The sequence below is a fragment of the Vreelandella neptunia genome (genome assembly GCF_034479615.1).
In the GTDB taxonomy this organism is placed as follows: domain Bacteria; phylum Pseudomonadota; class Gammaproteobacteria; order Pseudomonadales; family Halomonadaceae; genus Vreelandella; species Vreelandella neptunia.
In genome coordinates this window covers 1,932,697-1,954,362 of sequence record NZ_CP140255.1, presented here as the reverse complement: position 1 = coordinate 1,954,362, position 21,666 = coordinate 1,932,697, and the positions used below count along the sequence as shown (strand labels likewise).

The window sequence follows — 21,666 nt, the reverse complement described above, 5'->3', positions numbered from 1 at the left end:
GGCGTTGCCCTGCTAGTTCGTTATGGCAGCCTCTTCGTGCTGCTTATATGGCGATAGCACGAGTGTTACGCGACTCGCGCATAAAAGCAATTCATGTTATTCATAGATTAGATTCCAAATAGGAATACTTATTCAAGGATTCGTAAGTGGATACCCAAAGCCTACAAGCCTTTCTGGCTGTCGCCGATACGCAAAGTTTCTCCCGCGCAGCGGAACAGCTTTATCTTACTCAGCCCGCCGTTAGCAAACGCATCGCTACCTTGGAGTCTCAGGTAGGTGCAAGGCTGTTTGACCGCATTGGTCGGCGTATTGCACTAACCGAAGCCGGGAATGTGCTGCTACCTCAAGCGCGGCGCATCCTGTTTACCGTTGAGGACAGCCGCCGGGCGCTAGCCAACCTTTCTGGACAAGTGGGCGGCAAGCTCACCCTGGCCACCAGTCACCATATTGGCTTGCACCGCTTACCACCACTGTTAAAGCAGTACACCCAGCGCCACTCGGAAGTCGAACTCGACCTGCATTTTCTGGATTCTGAGCAGGCTTACCAGGGGGTACTGGATGGCACTTTGGAAATGGCGGTGGTGACGCTTGCCCCCCACCCCCATGAGCAACTGCAGGTCGTAGAACTGTGGCGCGATAGGCTCTGCTTTATCTGTGCGATTGACCACCCACTTGCCACCCACGCCCGAGCGCCTCAAAGCCTCCTGTCATTGGCCGATCTGTGCGAATTCAACTGCGTAATGCCGGGGGCGAAGACCTTTACAGGGTCACTTATTGCGAAACGCTTTAACGAAGCTGGCCTTCAATTGCCTGTTAGCATGGCGACCAACTACTTAGAAACGCTAAAAATGATGTGCAGCGTAGGATTAGGCTGGAGCCTACTGCCAGAAAAGATGATCGATAGCGAGCTGGTAGAGCTTAAGGTAGACACCCCGCCTATTTACCGACCGCTGGGCTATTTAGTGCATACCAATCGAACGCTTTCAAATGCAGCGCGCCGAATGATTGAGGAGCTTGAAGCCGCTCGGCACAGTTAGCGTAATAGTGCAGGGCTTTAATCACGCCTGAATGCTGACGCTTACAGCACCGCAGAAACATGGTCTTGGTGGTGAATAACGTTTGTCATACCCGCTCCATTTCGTAACATCCCGTAACTTAGGCCCAAAATGCAAACTAATAGCCTGCCCTGTCAGACGAATGTTCAGAGCAGCATGGGCTAAAACAGCTCAGCTAATTTCTGAGTAACCATATTTTTTCAAGGCGATACTAAAACCTACCAACCACGGCTATATGAGAGACTTTCATAGACCCTTAATGAATTTTCTCAGCTCTTTTGCTGATGATATTCCTCTGCAAGTTCACGTTTTATTCCAATATTTACTTAAAGATACTCCTATACACTGGAAAGATACATTTGATTACAAAACAATTGTCATTAGCTCCCAGGGTAGGAATATCACCATGCAAAATCGTCCTAGCTCCCTACTCCCAATTTGCCTACTCGCCTGGCTAACCTCGGGCGCGGCATATGGGCAAACGTCTACTGACGCACAACGCGAAGCCTTGGTTATCCAAGCACGCCAGGGGGCTCTGGAAGCATCAATTGATGGCTTAAAGACGCTTTATTTCCAAACACGCGATGTTCGTGTTCGCGAAGACTTGGTGGCACTGCTAGTACGCGCCTCTCGCCATCAAGAAGCGCTAGCCGTTTGTGACTGGTGCCAAACGGAAAATTACAGCGATTCAGAACTTGCCAACTTGGCGGGAGCTGCGCGCAGTGCGGGTGATTACGATCAGGCCCTTGAGCTGTTTCGAGCGCTTAGCTATCGCAATCCCTCTAACGCTGAGGGATGGCTTGGACAAGCGCTAGTCCAGACCGACATGGGCAACTACACCTTGGCCGATATCTCCCTACAGCAATATAACCAAGTAGCAGGCACCACCACAGCGGGGCTTGAAGCAAAGGGCTATCTAGCCGCAAAAACCGCGAATGCAACACAAGAATTGGATGCCCGCCAAAAGCTGGTTGCGCAAGACCCCAATAATACCAGTGAACTCCACGCGCTTTATCGGCTGGCGGTAGGCTTGGGTGCCAGCTCTGCAGCGCGACGTATTATGCAAACGAATCCCGAGGTATTCAGCGACAGTGACCGGCTTTGGCTTACCTATTATGAAGGAGTAACAGATATACGGCTGGGTATTCACACCGACCAACCGGCAAGAACCCGCGGCGGCCTGGAACAGTTAAATAGCGTTCTGAGCTCACCGAATGCTCCTCAGGAACTCATTACCATCGCCGAATACGACAAGGTAGTGGCATTGGCCGAATTAAGGCGTTTCTCTGAGGCTGAAGCACTTGCCGTGAGGTTAGAGAATCAGCACGGCCAGTTGCCCAGCTACGTTTCCCGAGCCAGGGCTCATGCCCTTAATGGTATGGGCCGCCCAAATGAGGCCATTGCGCTCTACGAAAACCTGATTCGACAATCCCCTGAGCAGGCGACAAATCCCGATGACCCATTAAACGAAGGGCTATTTTACAGCTACACCGATGCCCAGCGCTTTCGTGATGCGGACAGACTGTTAGAACAGTGGCGCGCCAGTGAACCCGAGCAACGCTTGGACTTTACTCGCACCGTTCGTATCGAAAACCCCAACTATCAGAAAGTATTACTTTTAGAGGTGCTTCTTGATGCCTGGCGCGGACGTGAAGCTGAGGCCAGTGAACGCCTTGCCGCTTATCAAGCTCAGGCGCCAGCTGACCCTTACTTATGGATCATCAAAGGTGATATCGAACGCGACAGAGGCTGGCCAAGGAAAGCCGAGGAGTCTTATCAGCAAGCGATGCCCTTATTGCCCCATGACCGGCAAGAAGTCGCCGAACATGGCGTATTGCTTTCTCGGTTACAGCGAGGCCAATGGAAAGGCACTACCAGTGAGATAGCAACAGAAATTGCAACAGCACGACCAAGCACATCACGAGACGATATGGCCCGTGAGTGGCGCGAACTACGTGCGCCGCAACTGAGTTCCTCCTTTGAGCGTAGCAAAGGCCAAGGTAGTGGTACCCAGGCATCGCGTGAATGGCGCTACGAAGTGCTTTTGGAAGGCCCGCGTAACGACAACGGCTCCCGCCCCTTCGCTCAGCGCATTGGCCAGTACGGGGAGTTTGAGGATGAGGATCTGTATGCCTCTTACAATGTGGCGGGCTACGAATGGAACCTGCACCCAGCCACAGTAACGCTAGCGGCGGGCCATGGTTCTCAGCTTAATGACGACTTCTTGGCACTTGCCGAACTGCAGTACGCCCCAACAGACCACATCACCACCACGCTGGGCGTTGAAATCAATACCACCGATACACCGCTGCGGGCGCTACGGGATGGCATCAACGCTGACCGCTATCGCGCTGAATTGGCCTACCGCAGAGACGAGCGCGGCGCTGGCGCGATCGGCGTAATGGCCACCGACTTTGAAGATAGCAACCTACGGCAATCCGTATACGGCTACTGGAATCAAACGCTTTACCACCTGGATCGCTGGCAGATTAACGGCGAGGTTCAAGTATCCGCTTCGCGCAATGATGACGTCGAAGCCAGCTATTTCAACCCAGAACGCGACGCCAGCTTAGCAGGCGTCCTGTCAGTTAATTATGAAATTCCGTTCGATTATCGGCAGTCCTTTATCCAGACCATCTCCTTAGGCTCAGGCCGTTACTGGCAAGAGAGTTTCGACAGTGAAAACACCTGGTCAATTGGCTACCAACATAGTTGGGAGTTAGTCCCCAATGTGAGCTTCGAATATGGCATCACTCGTGAAAGAGCCGTCTATGACGGCGTCCCTGAATACGACAATGTTATTTCAGCCGGCTTTGTATGGAGATTCCTATGACACTCTGGCGCGTCATTGCAATGAGTGCTGTTCTGCTGGTGATCGTCAATATTCAGCAGGCTCAAGCCGCACGCTCAGCGGGTGATTATGTGGTGATCAGCTACCACGATGTCGTGGATTCAACTGTCACTCCCGATCTGGATATCTATTCGCAGACCATCACTCGCGGTCGGTTAATAGAACACTTCAACCTGATTGCTTTAGGCGGATATCAGCCGGTCAGCTTGCAGCAGATCATCAATGCCAAAGCAGGCGGGCAACCGCTTCCTGAAAAAGCGGTGCTGCTGACGTTCGATGATGGCTATCGCAGCTTCCACGATATTGTCTTCCCGCTACTCAAGCTGTACGACTTCCCTGCGGTACAGGCAGTCGTAGGTAGCTGGCTGGATGTGCCAGCGGGCGGACGAGTGCCTTACGGCAACATCACCCTCCCTCGCGAGCGTTTCCTAACCTGGGATCAGGTAAAAACCCTTGATGAATCGCCACTGGTTGAGATCGCATCTCACTCCTACAACCTCCACTACGGCGTTGTCGGCAACCCCATGGGTAATGAGCAAGCGGCAGCAGTAACCAGTATGTGGAATACCCGCAGCGGTTATGAAAGCGAAGCCGACTACCTTGAGCGAATTCGTAATGATATGGCACGAACACGGCAGCGGTTTCAGGAACAGCTAGGGAGTACACCCCGAATCATGGTGTGGCCCTACGGTGCCTACAGCGAAGCGACGCTCAATCTCGCCGCCGAATATGGCATGAACTATACCTTTAGCCTGCTCAGTGCACCTAACCAGCTTCAAGATTCCATGCGCAGCATGAACCGCTACCTTATTGACCAGGAAACCACCCTGGAAACGATTGAGGAGATTCTGTCTAACCGCGTTTGGGAGAATGAAGAGCAGCGTATCGTGCACGTAGACTTAGATTACGTGTTTGACCCAGATCCCATTCAACAAGAACAAAATCTCGACCGATTGATTGAGCGCATCTCTCGCTACGGCGTTAGCACTGTTTACTTGCAGGCCTACGCTGACCCCGATGGTGACGGCGTGGCGGATGCACTCTACTTTCCCAACCGCCACTTACCGGTGAGGGCTGACCTGTTCAACCGGGTTGCCTGGCAGTTAAAGAAACGCGCCAACGTTAAAGTTTACGCTTGGATGCCGGTGCTGTCGTTTGATCTTGGCGATAGCTACCAATATGTCATCGATGTAAGAACGGGCAGTGAATCACCCGATCACTACCGTCGGCTTTCGCCTTACGTGGCAAAGAATCGGAACATCATCAGTGAGATTTACCAAGACCTTGGCCGTATAACCAAATTCGATGGCCTACTGTTTCACGATGACGCTTTCTTTACCGACTTTGAGGATGCTAGTCCAGAAGCGTTGACCACCTATGAGCGTGCATCGCTGCCCAGAGATATTAATGCCATACGTAACGACGAAAACTTGATGTCCATCTGGGCTCGCTTAAAAACGGAATACCTGACGGACTTCACTCTAGAGCTAGCGCAAGCAGCTAACTACTATCGTCAGGCCGACAACAAGGTATTTACGACATCACGTAACCTGTATGCAGTTACGGTAATGGAGCCACGCAGCCAGCGTTGGTTTGCGCAAGACATTCAAAACTTCGCGGCGAATTACGACTTCGTTGCTGTGATGGCCATGCCCTATATGGAAGAGGCTGAGAATCCCAACGAATGGCTCAGAGGCTTAGCCAAGCGTTCATTGGCACAGGTAGGCGCCGACCAGTTGGTTTTCGAGCTACAGGCTCAAAACTGGCATACCCAAACGCCAATATCCAGTGAGGAGATGGCTCAGTGGGTACGCATACTGCGTGAAGAAGGCATCAAACACATTGGCTACTATCCGGATGATTTTCATCAAAACCACCCGAACATCAATGTCATGAGGCCAGTATTTTCCATCGGACGTCGATTTAGGGCCATCCAATGAACATTCTCGACCACCTCGCTATTTTTACCCTTGGCTATCCGAGCCTGATGGCGACGATATGGATCTGCGGCGGGATCTACTTTTACCTGCACTGGGAACGTAAGCAGCCCTGGCCCGCCACGTTCGAGTGGGACGATACCGCCCCTAAAGTCACGGTACTGCTGCCCTGCTATAACGAGGAGGCCAATGTAAATGAGACCATCCACCATCTCTTCAAACAGAACTACCCGTTTATGGAGGTGATTGCGGTTAACGATGGCAGCAAAGATGACACCGCCAGTCTGCTCGACGCCTTAGCGCTGCAGTACCCTGCATTGAAGGTGTTGCACCAAGACAATCAAGGCAAGGCCAGCGCCATGAACCACGGACTGAGCCAAGCCACGGGGGACATAATTGTTGGCATTGATGGTGACGCGATACTCGACTACGACGCCATTGGCTATATGGTCGGCCACTTCCTGAGTAGTCCAAAGGTTAGTGGCGTTACCGGCAACCCGCGGGTAAGAACGCGTTCTACAGCAATTGGCAAGATCCAGACCGGCGAGTTTTCCGCCATTATCGGCCTGATCAAGCGAGCTCAACGCATCTACGGAATGGTATTTACCATTTCTGGCGTTATCTGTGCGTTTAGGCGTAAAGGATTGGAAGATATAGGCGGCTGGAATACCGACATGGTCACCGAAGATATTGATGTTAGCTGGCGATTACAGCTAGCAGGTGGGCAAGTACGCTATGAACCCAGGGCCATGTGCTGGGTGCTTATGCCAGAAACCCTGCGCGGCCTTTTCAAACAACGGCTGCGCTGGGCGCAAGGTGGTGGCGAGGTATTCCTCCGCTACTTCTCGCAAACCATCCGCTGGAAAAACCGCCGCTTCTGGCTGTTGATGCTGGAATATATCGTAAGCGTGGTTTGGTGCTACTCGGTGATTACGCTAATACTTGCTTGGTTGTTCTCGCAACTTTTTTTACCCATGGCATGGCCAATCACCGCTAAGTTGCTCACCTATTTTGGCAGCATTCTAATCGCTATCAGCTTTATTCAATTTGCCGTCAGTTTCTATATCGACAGCCGCTATGACAAAGAGATATTCCGCTGTGTTTACTGGAGTATCTGGTACCCATTCGCCTATTGGATTATCAATATGGCGACCGTTGTAATTGCCTTCCCTAAAGCCATGATGCGCCAAAAGGGTCGGCTCGCCACCTGGACTAGTCCTGACCGAGGGGAGCAATTCAATGAACAATAAACTGATGCCCGTCATCATCGACAACCCATGCCAAAAAAGCTGGGGTTATCGATCGCGCGATACTTTAATCACACTCGTCACCCTAGTCCTTTGGGCTTTGGTGATGAGCAGAATGTATCTGTTCTTCATCGTGGAAGAAGCGATTCTGGAACAACTTGTTGGATCAGTGATGATCAAGCTAGTTTTAGTCGGCTTTCTGGTCACATTCCTAACATTTCACTGCTGGGCGGTTTACAACAAATATCTCTATACCAGCTACTTAAAGCGCCAGCTACGCCACTTTCAGCAGCCGACGCTCAAACTCGATAACGAGACGGACAGCGAAATGGATGATGAGCACTCAACCCACGAGCAAGCAATAAACGCGCCGCCCAGCCAAGCCACTAACTAACACTGCCCGCAACAATCCATTCAGGCCCTAGGGCCTGAATGGAAAGCACTTCTTTACGCCAAAGCCCTGCCTCTTCAAGAGGGAGAAGAGCTGTTATGAGCGCTCTTAAGGGGCTTGGAAATGGCTAAAAAGGCAATGCCAAGTACAATAAACGAGGGGCTAATCACCCAAAGCGTCCTCTAATGAGCGGCTAGGCCAACAATAAAAAATGTGCTCCCGTTAGCAAGAAAAACGAAGCCGAGGGTTAAAAGGCATCTGACCCTGCTCAATGTGGTGCTCCTTTTAGGATTTAGAGCCTATCGCCACCGATGACGGGTCGATGGTTAAGCGTTGAGCCAGGGATTGATGGAGAGTATGCCGGGCCGCTTCGTTAAACAGCACAAAGCGGATCAGGCGCACTTTATGCAAGCTGGGTATTACGGCTTCGAGGGTAGCCGCACACACTTGTGCGGCTTCTTCCGCCGGATAGCCGAAAGCGCCAGTAGACAGTGCTGGGAAAGCCAGCCGCTTAATACCTTGCTCGTCGGCGAGTTTCAGCGCATTGCGGTAGCAGTCCGCTAGCAACTGATCCTCCGGCTTGTCGGTACCGTATACCGGTCCCAGACAGTGAATTACCCAGCGGTTGGGCAGGTTATGACCGCCGGTGAGTACCGCTTGGCCCGGCTTGATGGGCGCCATTGACTGCCCCTCTTCGGCCAGGCCGGGCCCAGCGGCGCGATGAAGCGCTCCGGCAACGCCGCCGCCGGTTCTCAATTGCGCATTGGCGGCATTAACCACAGCGTCTACATCGGGCTGTTGGGCAATATCACCCACCAAACACTGCACGCTAATTCTGCTCTTGTCGCTCATAAGTTCCTCCGACTATTACCACGCATAACTTAGCGACCGCTGAGGAAGACTCTCCTTTCAAGTGCTGCCGGTTATAATCTTTATTTTGGCAAACTCAATCTCCGGTTCAAGCCCGAATTTCATCTCGCCAATGCCTGATTACACGAATATGTATGCCAGCTTCCTCTCGCGAGAACAAAAACACGGAGATCGCTTTTCGCAGACAAACCTATACCCGAGGACGCCAACGGCTCCCCCGGGTCGCAGAGCCAAGAGAATGACTCAGTCCCAGCTACCTTTGCCACCGCCAATACCGGTAACAATGGATACGGCCCCCGACTGGAAGTGCCCCAACAGCTTGCTGTGGCTGTCGAAGAACAGGACGCTTAGATAAACCGGCGTGGACTGAAACTCGAAACTCACCGTATCGCGATAGAGCCTATCAAGATCGTCTGTATAGACATCCCCAAATAGGGCGCCGCCACCAGGTGAGGAAGCACCTCCGGCGTGCCCATTGAAGGATTTTCCATCGGTGATATTGACCTGAAACTTGAGATAGAAGATCAGACTGGCCACGCTACCGGTAGCAGGATAGGACTTCGTGGAACTCATCAATGCTTCGGCGACGCCATCAATTTGTTCAGGTTCGAGCTTGTTGTCCATGGCAACACGAAAGTCGTGAGCGATCAGTTTTCTATCAATGACTTGAGGAGCGTTCATCAGTAGATACCTCTTGCGGATCTCATGGAATAGACGATCGGTAATCGACCGCGGCTTACTTGCCCTAAGCATTCCAGCTTAGATTCCGAATAATCACAGCATCAGCTTAGTATCACCGAAATCGCTCGATCGACCACACACAGCACAACGGATCACTTCAGTATCAGCTTCTCTAACGCACTTGGCAGCGACGTGCTCTTGAAAGACTCTAGAGCAAACGACTTCATAAGGAGCATTACAATGGACACTAGCCCGCTTAGGATCGCCATTATTGGGGGCGGCGTATCCGGCCTGTCGCTGGCTTATTATCTGCAGAAGCTCGGCAGTCAAGTGCCCCAGCAGATAGAGGTTACTATATTTGAGCGCAAAGCCACGCTAGGCGGCAATGCAGAGACGGTGTGGGTCGACCTGGGGAGTCTTCGTCAACCGGAAAAACCCGAATTGCCTTATCGCCGCTGGGCCGACCTTGGGGTCAATGACGTTAACTTAGCCACCTATCATCACCTTCGTGCCATTTTAAGTGATATCGGCGAGCTAGAGCGCATGAAGCCGCTAGAGAATACCGAAAGCTATTTCACCCGTGACGGCACGATTGCCCTAACCGATGACAGCGATCTGGTTCGCGGCGTAAGCGACCCAGCCCACGAGCTAAGCCGGGTCGAAGGTGGCAATCTTGCGCCGCTGATCGACGTAGTACACCAGAGCGCTATCGACTTGGTGGAAAGTCGACGCATTATGCCGCGTTATACGGTAGATGACTTTTTCGACAGCTGCGTTGCCACACCCGCCGAGATGCTGGCAGCCGCGGCAGATCGTTTAAAAATCCGCATCGACTGGCAGGATCCTGCACTGCCGGCCCGACTGGAGCGTATACGCCGCATCATCTACTATCCCCGCATTTCGGCAATGTACTTCGCTGATGATCGGGGCCCAGGTGGTATGCCGCTCCAAGCCCCTTTCGAGTATTACCGCATTCAGGAAGGTGGTTCGCCCCCAGACCGCCGCTACTTCCAGCACGGCTCCCAACACTGGTTGGAAGCCCTAGCCGCCCATATCTCCAATCCCAAGACGCCTGCCCCCCGGGTCAATATACTGCGCGGCATCGACGTGGAGGCAAGCCTCTCGCCACAAGGTGTAGTGCTGAACGAGCGCACCGCCCCCAATGAACGCCGCTGGGAGGCCGACCTCTTAATCATGGCCACCCATGCAGAAGATGCGTTGCCGATGCTGACATTTGGTGAAGGCCTGTCCGCCACCCAACGGAGCCTGCAGCATATACTCAGCAAGGTGCGCTACACTCGCAGCTATAGCGTCTGCCACACCGCTGCCGTCCGCTTGCCACCGAATCGCAACCTTTGGCGCACCTACAACATCGAAGTGCATAACCCCGAAGACACCTTTTTCCCTTACCGTATCGACTATGTGGCAAACCGCCACCAGAATGATGCAGAGAACCCGGCCTACAATCAGGCAGGCCTGCCGCAGTTCTTCGTTTCCCTTGTGGATGACCTCAACCAGATTCCTCGCAGCGAGATGCTCGACCGGCGCCCCTCCCCACTGGACGAACCTACAGCAATAGTGGCCGCTGCTCCCGGAGAGGCAGGCTACAGGGATCAGCTGCCACCCTTGGACAACGCCCTGGAGGCCAAGGCCTGGACTTTATTCAAGCACAATGTGCTGGATGCCAACTGCCTTGAGGCTCAAGCAGAAATAGAGTGCTATAACCAAACCATTGCTCAGGGACACCGCGAAGGCCGCCAGGACTTATGCCCGCTGCTATTTGCCGGAGGCTGGACTCGCGGTGCCGGGCTACAGGAACAGTGCCTGGAACAATCGGCACATCTCGTCACCCTGCTAATGGGGGATACAGCATCAACGGAAAGGTAAAGCTTCGGGGCTAGCGCCGACTGGCAGCCAGGCATGGCATCGTCATCAGCAAACCAGCGGCTTCGCCCCTAAGCCAGCAAGCGCGCAAGGTCTCAAGGGCGCTCGCATCGCCGCTCTCCAGCCAATCGGCGTGAGCCTCGATCAGCGCCCGGTGATGCTCACCCCAAGCGCAGGGCTCCCCCGCCATCAGCTGGGTCATGCGTTGGGCATAATGGAGAGCCGCGGACGGGCGGTTGTCAAGCAGACAGACTTCTGCAGCCGTGATCAGAAAGCGATAACCATTATGACCCACGCAGCCAGCATCCAACAGCGCTTCGCCATCTTGTAGCATCGCCGAGCGATCCTCAGGGTCTTCTTCAAGCAGCGCTCGAGTACCTAGCACCCAAGGGCCGATAAAAGCCTTCAGCCTATGTTGTTCCACCAATTGCCAGGCACGCTCGATACTGGCTCGAGCCTCTGCCTGTCGTCCGGTAATCAGCTCGATTCGGGCGCGACTCTCCAGCAGAAAAGCTTCGAACCGCCCTGATCCCAAGCCAAGCGCCACCGCCATCGCCTGAGAGACTTGCTCGTCGGCCTGGATGGGATCTCCCTGGGAAATTAGAATCCAAGCCGCCGTCAGCCGAGCTACCACTTCCGCACGCCGATTGCCGACTCGCTTACCTAGCTCGGCAGCATCGAAACAGTCACTCAGCGCCTGTGCGGTTTCATTAGCATAGATACGGGCCGTACCCAGCATGAAGAGATTGGAGGCCTCCAGGTCGGCGTGACCATGCGTTCGGCAGAGGGTAACGCAGTGGTCGAAAAGCTTATGGGTACTGCGCATCTGCCCCTCGGCATAGTGAGCATCGCCAAGGCCGCTTAGGGCCTGGATCTCAATGCGCACGTCGCCACCATGGCGGGCCTGCTCAAGGGCTCGGGTATGATAGGCGCGACTGGTGGCAAAGTCGCCCTGGGGGAAATAGAGATTACCCTTGAGGTAAAGCGCCTCTGCGAGGGGCAAAGGATCCTCAAGGGCCTCGGCCAGAGGCAGCAGGCCGTCCAGAATCGCCTCTTCCGCCTCCAGGGCATCGAGCATATTCAGCACCCGAGCCAACCAAAGATCTGCGGTAATGCGCTGACACTCCTCCCGGGCAAACGTACGCGACGCCTCGAAGTGCTCTCGAGCCACCTGGATACGCCCTGTCGCCATCGCTACCTGGCCTTGCAGCAGTACAAGTCGGTACTCGTCCTTCGGCGCATAATCGATAGAACGGCATTGCCTAAGAAGTTCCAGGGCTTCCTCATACCGATAGCAAGCCATTTCCGCCGAAACCGCTTGCAGGAAGGCATTCGGTGCCTCCAGAGAACGCGCACGGTGAAGATGGCGTGCTTGCAGCACCGGCTCTACATCGTTATACAGCCCGGCCAAGCGGAGATGCAGACGATCGCGCTGTATCTTGGGAATCCCTTCGTAGATGCCCTGCAGGATCAAGTCATGCACAAAACGGTAGCTCCCCTCTTCTAGGGGGCGCACAAGACTATAGCGCTGGGGGAGTTCGGGGCGATAATCGGTCTGCCCTAGCACCTCCTGCAATAAGCCTAGGGAGAAGCGTTGCCCCATGACGGCGGCAATGCACATAGCCCGACGATCCAGGTCGGTGAGCTGATCCAACTTGGTCTGTACTAAGTTGAAAAGGCTGGCTGGCAAGCTGCGATGGGGATGAAACAACAGTAGTTGGGTTAGAAACAGCGGGTTGCCCTGGGCCTGGGTGACACAGCGGGCGGCATGCTCGGCGTGAACTGTACTGAAGCTGGCTACCAGGGCCTCGGCCTCCTGGGGACGCAGCGGTGGAAGCTCGATCAGTGTCAGGGGCAACTCGGGCAACTGTTGCCTCAAGCGGGTCTCCAGCGGATCCTGCTCCAGGCGCGAAGTAAATAGCCAGATCACTGGCGCTTCCAACGTCTCTTGCAAAAGCCCGGTGAGAGTTCCCAGCAGTGCCTCATCGGCCCAGTGCAGGTCTTCAACTACCAGCAATTGGAGGCGATGAATGGAGCGCGCCAGGAGGATATCGCGGAGTGCCAGGATCAAGCGCTGACTGCGGGTCTGCGGGGTCATGGCCGCATAGAGACGCTGGGCACCCTCCGGCTGAACCAGCCCCAGCAACGGGCGTAGCACCAGGGCATGATCGACGGGTAGGCGCAGCGAAGACAGGCGTGCAAGCAGATACGCCTCATCCACCACCTCCACCTCTCCAGATGTTCTCAGCAGAGAACGCGCCAGTTGCATCAACGGGCCCTCATCGGCGCGCGTGCCGAAGTCCAACACCTCGGCCTGATGGTGATCGGCATAGACTGCAGCCATCTCGGCAAATTCGGCGCTAAGGCGGGTCTTACCAATGCCGGCCACGCCGCGGATATAGATTAGATGGCCAGCCTGGTAGGCTTGGGTGCTTTCCAGGATGGCATTCAGCTGCCCCAACTCTGCCCTGCGGCCCACCAGCTCGAAGCGGGCCTCCTGAGCCTCGTCCCGGAGATGGCGATAGCGCAGCCAATCACCGCCTTCGTCGTCGAAAACAAAGCGCTCGGCCAATTGTACCGCTACTCCACGCTCGACCCAGACGCCGCTCAACTCCTCCGCCATTGAAGGGGGCGTAGCCGTCGGCCAGTGGCCAGCCTGGAGGTATACGCTCTTTGCCCCGCCCTGCTCCACCAGGGTTGTCGCGCACAGCAGCGCACGCTGAGCATCGCTACGGTAAGCCCGGGGCAGACCAAAGAGAGCCGTTCCCGCTTCTGCCAGGCTACCGCCAAAGTGCTGAACCCATGTCGCTAGAGCAGAATTGTCGGCAGCCACGGCGTAAAGCTGTACCAGAACACGTGTACTATCCACCTCTTCTATACTAGAGGCAGCCACGGCGCTCTCTCCGGTACCCGCGGACAGCGCTTTGACCTCGACTCCATAGATCTCGGCCAAGTGACGAGCAGTTCGATAGAGCACTGCTCGTCCGCTCTCGGCCCGTTTTATGGACGCGATAGAGACGCATAGGCGCCGGTCAAAGCAGTACTCGGCTAGGGCTTCCTGACTCAGGCCAAGTCGCTTGCGATGCTGCTTCAAGCTCTCACGGTCTAACCGCAGGCGTCCATCATGGGGGGCTAACACTGTTGATTTCCTTTCCAGCGTATCTGGGTCATATAGGTACCGCACTTTATTATTAGCTTTTCAGGATTAGAGGAAAGCAAACTTACCAAACATAGCCAGTATTATGAAAGCGTTCATGCTGGCGTCTTCAATAACGGCGAAAGCAGCATCAATAGGTCGATGCGCCTCATCGGACACTTGCTACCTCGAGCTGCACGGCGAGGAGCCGAATGGCCCTGAGGAGCAAGCTCAACAAGCCTCGGTGGAGTATGGAAAGATGAACCATGTGATTTCCTGTGAATAGTCAACTCGAGCCTAAAACTGAAATCTAGATGAAATCCAAAAAACTGGGACACCCAAACGTTTTTCTCATAAGGGATACACTGTTAGTCTTTTAAGGTTTGCGTGTCCCCGTTGTTGCGCTACCGGTGGCTTATAACGCCGCAATCAAATACTCGTCCCATACACTGACTTTTTATACTTCACTATCAATCTCGCTTTGCAGCTTTTCAAGCTCATCTAGAATACGGAGAAACCTAGTGCCGAACTGGGTTACTTTATACTCAACACGAGGAGGCATCTCGTTGTAGTTAACGCGCTCCAGAATCCCAAATTCCGTATTCTTCCTTAGGCATTCATTGAGCACCTTGGTGGTTAAGCCCTCGACATTACGAACCATTGCCCCAGGCCGGTTGATGCCATTTGCCAGGAGCTGGTAAACAGTTAATGACCACTTACAACCGTAAATAGCTTCAACCATACGCGCACTTTTCTCAGGTGCTGACTTCCTCAAAAATATTTTTTCCTTTGTTTTCATCAATGTGTACCAATAAGTACCTACCGCACCAGTTTGTGCCTAATTTTCAGTAGTTTACATATATTTTAACCTATATCCACACCTTAATACCTACCTGTGGAGATAATCAGATGGAAAACACCAATAATTCTTTGGCCCTGATTGTGGGCGGATCAAGTGGAATGGGTCTTGCTACCGCAAAGTTACTGCTCGAACGCGGCATTCCCACGGTCATAGTTGGTAGTTCATCCTCAAAACTTGCTGCTGCCAAGCAACATCTTGCAGGAATGGGAAATATTGAAACAATCCAAGCAGACCTCTACGAAGCCAATGATGTTCAGCGTATTCTTGACTATGTCGCTAATCACGACCGCCATATAAAATATTTTGTAAATGCAGCGGGCAAGTTTAAACCAACACCATTTCTGGAACACGAGAGCAAGGATTACGACACTTACCTGGAGCTAAACCGTGCTGCATTCTTCATCTCTCAAGCTGTCGCCAAAAACATGGTATCCAATGGTGACGGTTCAATAGTACATGTTGGATCAATGTGGGCGAAACAAGCCATTAAAGCCACGCCTTCATCAGCCTATTCAATGGCTAAAGCCGGTTTACATACGCTAACGCAACATATGGCGATGGAATTGGCCGACAAAAATATTCGCGTAAATGCCGTTTCTCCTGCGGTTGTGAAGACCCCCATTTACGAATCATTCATTGAACCGAGTGAAATCGACGAAACGCTTGCCACATTTGATAGTTTTCATCCCATTGGAAGAATCGGCGTTTCCGAAGATGTTGCTCATGCGATTAGCTTCTTGCTGAGCGGTGATGCAAGTTGGGTAACAGGCGCCATATGGGACGTGGATGGAGGTGTCATCGCTGGCCGAAATTAACCCGGTGATCAGAACAAACTGAATAGATTTGTTAAACATTTCCCTGACTCTACTGAATGCCCAGAACTTCTGCGGACTCTGAAAGTACCGCAGAGAAAACATTAAGCAGTGGAGCCATTATCGCAATGAAAAAGTGGGGCCAGACTATTAAATCAAATTTCTGACCCACTACCTAACCAAGGAAGCTATTATGACTCAGCCAAGCCGTGTTTTTCTTTATGCAGAATTTCAAGTATCTGCACCTTTCACCAAGGACGTATGGCAAGACGCCAATCCTGCCATGCACAACATACCGGGGCTGCGAAGCAAAACCTGGTTGAGTGGTATCAACAATCATTCTGTCGGCGGCTTCTACGAGTTCGACTCTGTTCCAAGTGCACGTGCCTACGCCGAAGGCCTGTTAGCCGATTTTGCCAAGGCTGTAGATGCCAGCCTCACCGTCAAGCTTTTTGATGGCGATGTGGTAGCCGAAGCGAGCAAAGGAATGAACTCTCCCTTCTTCACCACCTGATAGACACATCGCCTACGAGCCTAAAGTACTGCCGGTTGCGTGGACTCAAAGAGCCCACGCAGCCCTTAGGCGTCATTAGGCAATCTAACTAGTCGGCATACCGTGACGTTGGCTTTATGCCGATCTCGGGATAGGTAAAAATCGTGGAGCCAGCTAGTTGCAAGCCGTTAATCGCTGCGCATTGTTATGACCAGAAGGTAGTATCCGCAACGGCGTACATTTTCCATCCATCGGCCGTCTTGGTGAAAGCATAGAACCCATGAACACTCTCAATTTTTGAACCATCTTTTCTGCATCTGACAGCAGAGGCGACCGCATGAGCCTCACTATCATTGACAGCTGTCACCTCAAACTTCCAATCGACAGAATGATCCCAACCCTTTTCTTTTTTAAGGCTTTTTGGATCTATTGGATAGGAATCACACATTGTCACCGAGCCATTTTTAATATAGGCGATTGGATATTTGACCATTTTATCGATTAGCGTTACGTCGTTGCTCTTAAATCCAGCAACATAGTATTCCATGTAAGTTTTATGCACTTCAGACCGTAATTCTTCAAACGACATACCACCTCCTCAACACGTGCCATAACACCTGGTTAAATGGATCGAATCATGCTTGTATGGCGTTTAAGCATGCATATGGCGACACTACTAAGCCTTGATCGACTGAGCACGATACTTTCCTCACTACGCACGGGGTCGGCTCAACAAATAGTTGAGATGCGCCCGCACCTCTGGCCATTCGCCCTTGTGCAGGCTATACATCACCGTATCGCGCATCGTACCGTCTCGGCGCAGCACGTTGCCACGGATCACGCCGTCCTTTTTCGCGCCTAGGCGCTCAATTGCACGCTGGCTGGCAAAATTGAAGTTGTCAGTACGCCATCCGACTACATTACAGTCCAGCGTCTCGAAAGCGTGTGTCATTAGCAGCAGCTTGCAAGTGGTGTTGACATGGGTGTGCTGCACTCGCTTGGCGTACCACGTGTAGCCAATTTCCACTCTTTTTACGTCAGGCAAAATATCATGGTAGCTAGTAGAACCAAGTACCGTACCGCTGGACTCTTCAATGACGGTGAAGGCAAAGCGATGGCCCTCCTCTCGGGCTTTTAAAGCGGTATCTATATAGCGGTACGTCTCGTCAGGCGCTGGTACCGATGTAATGCGCAGGTTCCATAGCTCCCCGTCCGCTGCGGCAGCACGCAGACCGGCTTCATGGTTGAGTGTAAGCGGCACGATTTTTACGCCGCGCGCAGAGAGGGTGACGGGTTCGACAAAGGCCATATGTGTACTCAAATATCTTCTGAAGGCGGTCAAGGGAGAAGCTTAACGATGAGCGTAAACAGCTGGATTTAAAGCAGCCAGGTCGCATTGACGTTTTTATTAACCAAAGAGGCCAAACATGGGGAGGTCTTAAAGAATCCTCGTCTGCTTGCAGGATTACAGCTTGAGTTTCATTCCTTCGTGAGACGCGACGAAGCCGAAGCCCTCATAAAAGCGTAATGCAGCCGGCCTCAACTTGTCAGTTGTGAGCTGAACCAGAACACACCCTCTTTCTTTAGCGCGATTTATGGCCCACTCAAACATAGCGCGACCAATTCCAGATGACCGGATTTCCTTGGATACGCGAACGCCCTCTATCAGTGCTCGCCATCCCCCCTGGTAGGTTAGATATGGAATGAAGGTAATTTGAAGCACACCCACAATATGATGGCCTTTAACTGCAACTACCAACTCATTGTTAGGATCAGCATCGATAGCTTCGAAGGCCATATGATAGGAATGAGACAGAGGACTTGAAGGATCTTCACGCTTTAGACCAAGATTATCATCGGCTAGCATCTGAACGATAGCTTGCAGATCTTGGCGGGTGGCCACGCGAAACGAAACGCTTTTCTCTAGAGTCTCACACATCTCAATTCCTCCTTTTAATAACTAGAGCAAAGCGCACCAGCGGCCTTTTGGGAGCAAAAAAAGACAAGGCCATCCTCATGCCACATATTGTTATGCACTGTTAGGCATCATGCCGCTGCCCAATGCAAATCAGCGCAGTAGGTTCCAAGTCTGAAGGCAATCTCAATGCTTCCTTCACCCTTGGGTCAGCGAATCCTGCCACTAGAACACAACCAACGCCGAGAGCAGTACTCTGAAGATGGACATTTTGTGCTAGAGCACCAGTTTCCATATATACATAGCGAGCGCCACGCTCTCCCTGGGGTGGCTGAGCTTCAAAGTGCCGAGCTGCCTCTCCCAGTTTCGCGGCAACTCCAATGACGAGAGCCGCTTCTTTCAACCATGGTTGATCGCCAATCCCTAGCGCTTGCACTGCCCCTTCCGGAACACGGTTCCCAATTAACTTTAACGAATGGTTACCAGCCTGATACTCATAGATACCGGGCTCAAGTTGAGATACCCGCTGCACCAAAATTTTTAGGTGCAGCGGGTATAATCCGCCTGCCGATGGCGTTGCTCTTTTTGTATCCGGCCCTGTTACGCCCTGGGCCGACCAAAGCAATTGAGACAAAACACCGATAGGGAGCGGTGCATTCGTGTACTCCCTCACGCTGCGCCGAGCCGCAATACTGCCAACCAATGACTTGGAGCCTTGCTGTTCTGATTCTGGTGCAGGTAAGTCGAAGACCATACGTTTACTCCCTATGCATAACGGTGATTATGCGATGCTAATCGACGACGAACAACTTAGCTCCCTGCTCCGTCGAAGAACGATGAAGTTCGGCATTGTCGGCAACTTGATAGCTCGAACCAGGCGTGAGAACAAAACAACGACCATCGTCTAACTCAGTATGAAGCTCACCTTCGAGGCAGAGCAATATGTGCCCTTTAGCACACCAATGATCCGCCAGATAGCCAGGACTGTACTCAACCATACGAACCCGGATATCTCCGAAATTTCGAGTCTTCCAATAAGCAACGCCGTGTTCTCCAGAATGCTCAGTCCTCTCAACTTCAGACCAATCCGTGACCCCGAAAGGTAAATCTGTAATGTTCAAATTTTTTCTCCATAAGTACATAACGCCAGCCAGCATGCGTGGTCACGGAGTGGAAACAAAGCCGGAGTGAAAAGATGCCCTGTGACTGGCCTCGTTAGCGCCTGGCTTTGCAGCGTGCTAAAGCACAACTTAGGCACGTCCGACAACAGCCATTGGTTCAATGCTCTTGTATGTACACAAACTGGAGCAATGCATGTTCCGGCCCATTGGAGACTATGATGACCGAACTTTACAACATAGCTGCACCCCAAAAAGCAGAAAATTCAATATCCTACCTCGTCGATAGTCAAAGTGGCCTTCTGACGGTTCTGGCAACCCGTATCGTTATTCCACTGGGCAAGCATTCAACATTTGGAAACCAGTCGATGCGGAGCCTCACACCAGAAATATCGTTCGAAGAACAGCAAGTACTACTAGTAACTCCCCAAATTTCCTCGGTGCCAGAAAAATATTTCAAAAACCCCATCGATCCCCTTTCGCATTGCAGGGATCAGATCGTTGAGGCACTGGATTTCGCAGTCGAACGTAGCCAACACGGGCAACTTTCCAGTAGAAGTGGAAACGAAGCCGTAGCAAATAGACTGTTCTAGTACTTGGCTTGGTTATGCATTTACGGCTCAATGCGAATTGGGGTTCCGTTTGGCACAGCGTGCCAAATCTCTTCCATCGCGACATTAGTAACCGCTATACAACCATCAGTCCAATCCCACCGTTGGAGTAGACGACCCAACCAGCCGAATCCGTTCATCTGACCGTGGATCATGATCATACCCCCGGGCGAGACACCACGCGCCTCCGCATGCGCTCGATCATCCTCGTTTGGGTATGAGACGTGGAGGGACAGATGAGCCATGCTGTTTGGGTTTCTCCAGTCGAGTACATAGTCGCTTTCCGGTGTCCGTTGATCACCTTCTTCCTGCTTGTGTCCGACCGGATCACCCCCAAGTGCAATCTGGTATTCGCGGTAGGATTCCCCATCCCTTAAGAGATAAAGCTTCCGCTCTCCCTTGATAACGAGCACTGCTTCTGCCTGCGGAACATCTGCGGCGAGCAACGCGGGCAAGCGGGAATCTGCAAAGTAGAGGCCAGCCCCAAGAGCCAGCACAATTAATAGTGTTGCAAGAAGTCTGTGTCGCACTTTAACCGCCTTTAAACATAAATTTAAAACCAAGCGGCGCATCCTATGCATCCGCCCTCCGTGATTTACAAAGCAAAACATGTATAGTCAGAGGCCTTTCGCTAGCCTCGACCTACCGAGTATGCTCAACACAACCATTAAGATTATAATCACTGGCTCAGCTAGACCCACTGAACGCCAAGCCTCGAGCTAATTACTGTGAACACCCTCCATCGAAGTGAAAAAAGCCAAGCTAGGCCTGTTCGCAAAGGTCTGCACCCGAGGAATCTACACAACCAAGGCTATGACTTCCCAGCTCTCGTAAAAAGCCACCCAGCACTAGCCACGCATGTGAAACCGAACGCTCATGGCAACCTTTCCATCGATTTCGCAGACCCACTGGCAGTAAAAACGCTCAACGCCGCGTTATTAAATCGATACTACGATATTGTCGATTGGGATATTCCAGAGGGCGCGCTTTGCCCTCCAATTCCAGGCAGAGCCGACTATATCCATTACATGGCGGACTTATTGGAGCTTGGGCCTGGGTGTGAACACCCCAGCATCAAGCTACTCGATATAGGAACTGGAGCAAATGGAATCTACCCGCTACTGGCCTGCCAACTATACGGCTGGCAGTGTGTGGGTAGTGACATTAACAGTCAGTCGCTTGAGAACGTCGCCACGATTCTCACCAACAATCCCACACTCAAAGATCGCTTCACGCTGCGTACGCAGCACGATAAAAACCACATTTTTGAAGGGATCATTCAAGCTGGGGAGTTCTTTGACGTCAGCGTATGCAATCCCCCCTTCCATGCCTCGCTCGATGAAGCACTTAAAGGCAGTCAGCTTAAACTCAATAACCTTGCTCGTAGTCGCGGTGAACAAAAAGCAAAAACCAAATCTCCCACCCTAAATTTTGGCGGGGAAGGAGCCGAGCTTTGGTGCAAGGGAGGCGAACAGCTGTTTCTGAAAAAGCTGATACGAGAAAGCCAGGTGTATGCAACTCAATGCCGCTGGTTTAGCAGCCTGGTTTCAAAAGCTGACAATGTTAAGCCTGCCAAGAAGCTGATCCGTAAGCTCGGCGCCGTTGATAGTCGGGAAATAGAAATGAAACAGGGAAATAAGATCACGCGGATATTGGCCTGGACATTTATGTGAGCCGTACCCTAGATGGCGCATGATTATGCGAAACCTGCAGTGACATTACTCCGTTACAAGCACATCACCAGGGATGGAAAAACGACAAGTCTAGCTTGTGCTCGATTAAATAATACGCTGAATGTTCAAA

General features: G+C 52.4%; 20 protein-coding genes. 10 read left to right on the top strand and 10 right to left on the bottom strand.

What is annotated here, in order from left to right; translation table 11 throughout:
- Nucleotides 1–146: 146 nt before the first annotated feature.
- The 5 genes from SR894_RS09065 (at nt 147) to SR894_RS09045 (ending at nt 7,484) form a co-directional block, all read left to right on the top strand.
- Nucleotides 147–1,037, top strand: a complete 891-nt coding sequence (locus SR894_RS09065; RefSeq protein WP_133730684.1) for a LysR family transcriptional regulator — start codon at nt 147–149, stop codon at nt 1,035–1,037.
- Nucleotides 1,038–1,461: 424 nt separating this feature from the next.
- The gene (gene pgaA, locus SR894_RS09060) at nt 1,462–3,888 is read left to right on the top strand and encodes a poly-beta-1,6 N-acetyl-D-glucosamine export porin PgaA (RefSeq protein ID WP_133730683.1); all 2,427 of its coding nucleotides are present in this window, start codon (nt 1,462–1,464) and stop codon (nt 3,886–3,888) included.
- Complete coding sequence (gene pgaB, locus SR894_RS09055) at nt 3,885–5,846, top strand: poly-beta-1,6-N-acetyl-D-glucosamine N-deacetylase PgaB (RefSeq protein WP_223288777.1); 1,962 nt, start codon at nt 3,885–3,887, stop codon at nt 5,844–5,846. The genes pgaA and pgaB overlap by 4 nt, the downstream gene beginning before the upstream one ends.
- Nucleotides 5,843–7,093: a poly-beta-1,6-N-acetyl-D-glucosamine synthase gene (gene pgaC, locus SR894_RS09050; RefSeq protein ID WP_133730681.1), complete on the top strand. Its 1,251-nt coding sequence runs from the start codon at nt 5,843–5,845 to the stop codon at nt 7,091–7,093. The genes pgaB and pgaC overlap by 4 nt, the downstream gene beginning before the upstream one ends.
- Nucleotides 7,083–7,484, top strand: a complete 402-nt coding sequence (locus tag SR894_RS09045) for a hypothetical protein (RefSeq protein ID WP_133730680.1) — start codon at nt 7,083–7,085, stop codon at nt 7,482–7,484. The genes pgaC and SR894_RS09045 overlap by 11 nt, the downstream gene beginning before the upstream one ends.
- Nucleotides 7,485–7,766: 282 nt before the next feature.
- On the opposite strand, the gene SR894_RS09040 is transcribed toward SR894_RS09045, so the two are convergent.
- Together SR894_RS09040 and SR894_RS09035 are read right to left on the bottom strand one after the other, a co-directional pair.
- A complete protein-coding gene (locus SR894_RS09040) occupies nt 7,767–8,333 on the bottom strand; it encodes a macro domain-containing protein (protein WP_133730679.1) in 567 nt (188 codons plus the stop codon).
- 261 nt (nt 8,334–8,594) lie between these two features.
- Nucleotides 8,595–9,032: a VapA/VapB family virulence-associated protein gene (locus tag SR894_RS09035; RefSeq protein ID WP_166650335.1), complete on the bottom strand. Its 438-nt coding sequence runs from the start codon at nt 9,030–9,032 to the stop codon at nt 8,595–8,597.
- Nucleotides 9,033–9,272: 240 nt separating this feature from the next.
- Here SR894_RS09035 and SR894_RS09030 point away from each other — a divergent pair, with 240 nt between their 5' ends.
- A complete protein-coding gene (locus SR894_RS09030; protein ID WP_246638247.1) occupies nt 9,273–10,919 on the top strand; it encodes an FAD-dependent oxidoreductase in 1,647 nt (548 codons plus the stop codon).
- 10 nt (nt 10,920–10,929) lie between these two features.
- Here SR894_RS09030 and SR894_RS09025 read toward each other — a convergent pair whose 3' ends face one another.
- A complete protein-coding gene (locus SR894_RS09025; protein ID WP_133730676.1) occupies nt 10,930–14,055 on the bottom strand; it encodes an ATP-binding protein in 3,126 nt (1,041 codons plus the stop codon).
- A gap of 454 nt (nt 14,056–14,509) precedes the next feature.
- Nucleotides 14,510–14,851, bottom strand: coding sequence for a winged helix-turn-helix transcriptional regulator (locus tag SR894_RS09020; protein ID WP_133730675.1), 342 nt, complete (start codon nt 14,849–14,851; stop codon nt 14,510–14,512).
- Nucleotides 14,852–14,961: 110 nt separating this feature from the next.
- Here SR894_RS09020 and SR894_RS09015 point away from each other — a divergent pair, with 110 nt between their 5' ends.
- On the top strand, nt 14,962–15,729 hold the full coding sequence (locus tag SR894_RS09015) for an SDR family NAD(P)-dependent oxidoreductase (RefSeq protein WP_133730674.1): 768 nt from the start codon (nt 14,962–14,964) through the stop codon (nt 15,727–15,729).
- A 190-nt stretch (nt 15,730–15,919) separates the two neighbouring features.
- Nucleotides 15,920–16,240 carry a YdhR family protein gene (locus tag SR894_RS09010; protein WP_133730673.1) on the top strand — a complete coding sequence of 107 codons (321 nt, stop codon included), beginning with the start codon at nt 15,920–15,922 and terminating at the stop codon, nt 16,238–16,240.
- A gap of 184 nt (nt 16,241–16,424) precedes the next feature.
- Here SR894_RS09010 and SR894_RS09005 read toward each other — a convergent pair whose 3' ends face one another.
- From SR894_RS09005 to SR894_RS08985, 5 genes are all read right to left on the bottom strand, one after another.
- Nucleotides 16,425–16,808 (bottom strand): hypothetical protein, encoded by a 384-nt coding sequence (locus tag SR894_RS09005; protein WP_133730672.1) that lies wholly within the window; start codon nt 16,806–16,808, stop codon nt 16,425–16,427.
- A gap of 123 nt (nt 16,809–16,931) precedes the next feature.
- Entirely contained in the window at nt 16,932–17,528 is a 597-nt protein-coding gene (locus SR894_RS09000; RefSeq protein WP_133730671.1) for a GNAT family N-acetyltransferase, read from the bottom strand.
- A 156-nt stretch (nt 17,529–17,684) separates the two neighbouring features.
- Nucleotides 17,685–18,158, bottom strand: a complete 474-nt coding sequence (locus SR894_RS08995; RefSeq protein WP_133730670.1) for a GNAT family N-acetyltransferase — start codon at nt 18,156–18,158, stop codon at nt 17,685–17,687.
- A 100-nt stretch (nt 18,159–18,258) separates the two neighbouring features.
- The gene (locus SR894_RS08990; RefSeq protein WP_133730669.1) at nt 18,259–18,888 is read right to left on the bottom strand and encodes a SagB/ThcOx family dehydrogenase; all 630 of its coding nucleotides are present in this window, start codon (nt 18,886–18,888) and stop codon (nt 18,259–18,261) included.
- A gap of 37 nt (nt 18,889–18,925) precedes the next feature.
- The gene (locus SR894_RS08985) at nt 18,926–19,255 is read right to left on the bottom strand and encodes a DHCW motif cupin fold protein (RefSeq protein ID WP_133730668.1); all 330 of its coding nucleotides are present in this window, start codon (nt 19,253–19,255) and stop codon (nt 18,926–18,928) included.
- Nucleotides 19,256–19,473: 218 nt separating this feature from the next.
- Between SR894_RS08985 and SR894_RS08980 the strand changes: the two genes are divergently transcribed.
- Entirely contained in the window at nt 19,474–19,845 is a 372-nt protein-coding gene (locus SR894_RS08980; protein WP_223288776.1) for a CcdB family protein, read from the top strand.
- A 20-nt stretch (nt 19,846–19,865) separates the two neighbouring features.
- Here the strand turns inward: SR894_RS08980 and SR894_RS08975 are convergent, their stop codons facing one another.
- Nucleotides 19,866–20,435 (bottom strand): L,D-transpeptidase family protein, encoded by a 570-nt coding sequence (locus SR894_RS08975; RefSeq protein ID WP_133730666.1) that lies wholly within the window; start codon nt 20,433–20,435, stop codon nt 19,866–19,868.
- 156 nt (nt 20,436–20,591) lie between these two features.
- Here SR894_RS08975 and rlmF point away from each other — a divergent pair, with 156 nt between their 5' ends.
- Complete coding sequence (gene rlmF, locus SR894_RS08970) at nt 20,592–21,536, top strand: 23S rRNA (adenine(1618)-N(6))-methyltransferase RlmF (protein ID WP_133730665.1); 945 nt, start codon at nt 20,592–20,594, stop codon at nt 21,534–21,536.
- Nucleotides 21,537–21,666 lie beyond the last annotated feature (130 nt).

Bases quoted from the DNA above. Each gene is read 5' to 3' on its own strand.
- pgaA (WP_133730683.1), top strand. From the start codon at position 1,462: ATGCAAAATCGTCCTAGCTCCCTACTCCCAATTTGCCTACTCGCCTGG.
- pgaB (WP_223288777.1), top strand. From the start codon at position 3,885: ATGACACTCTGGCGCGTCATTGCAATGAGTGCTGTTCTGCTGGTGATC.
- pgaC (WP_133730681.1), top strand. From the start codon at position 5,843: ATGAACATTCTCGACCACCTCGCTATTTTTACCCTTGGCTATCCGAGC.
- SR894_RS09045 (WP_133730680.1), top strand. From the start codon at position 7,083: ATGAACAATAAACTGATGCCCGTCATCATCGACAACCCATGCCAAAAA.
- SR894_RS09040 (WP_133730679.1), bottom strand. From the start codon at position 8,333: ATGAGCGACAAGAGCAGAATTAGCGTGCAGTGTTTGGTGGGTGATATT.
- SR894_RS09035 (WP_166650335.1), bottom strand. From the start codon at position 9,032: ATGAACGCTCCTCAAGTCATTGATAGAAAACTGATCGCTCACGACTTT.
- SR894_RS09030 (WP_246638247.1), top strand. From the start codon at position 9,273: ATGGACACTAGCCCGCTTAGGATCGCCATTATTGGGGGCGGCGTATCC.
- SR894_RS09020 (WP_133730675.1), bottom strand. From the start codon at position 14,851: ATGAAAACAAAGGAAAAAATATTTTTGAGGAAGTCAGCACCTGAGAAA.
- SR894_RS09015 (WP_133730674.1), top strand. From the start codon at position 14,962: ATGGAAAACACCAATAATTCTTTGGCCCTGATTGTGGGCGGATCAAGT.
- SR894_RS09010 (WP_133730673.1), top strand. From the start codon at position 15,920: ATGACTCAGCCAAGCCGTGTTTTTCTTTATGCAGAATTTCAAGTATCT.
- SR894_RS09005 (WP_133730672.1), bottom strand. From the start codon at position 16,808: ATGTCGTTTGAAGAATTACGGTCTGAAGTGCATAAAACTTACATGGAA.
- SR894_RS09000 (WP_133730671.1), bottom strand. From the start codon at position 17,528: ATGGCCTTTGTCGAACCCGTCACCCTCTCTGCGCGCGGCGTAAAAATC.
- SR894_RS08995 (WP_133730670.1), bottom strand. From the start codon at position 18,158: ATGTGTGAGACTCTAGAGAAAAGCGTTTCGTTTCGCGTGGCCACCCGC.
- SR894_RS08990 (WP_133730669.1), bottom strand. From the start codon at position 18,888: ATGGTCTTCGACTTACCTGCACCAGAATCAGAACAGCAAGGCTCCAAG.
- SR894_RS08980 (WP_223288776.1), top strand. From the start codon at position 19,474: ATGACCGAACTTTACAACATAGCTGCACCCCAAAAAGCAGAAAATTCA.
- SR894_RS08975 (WP_133730666.1), bottom strand. From the start codon at position 20,435: ATGCGCCGCTTGGTTTTAAATTTATGTTTAAAGGCGGTTAAAGTGCGA.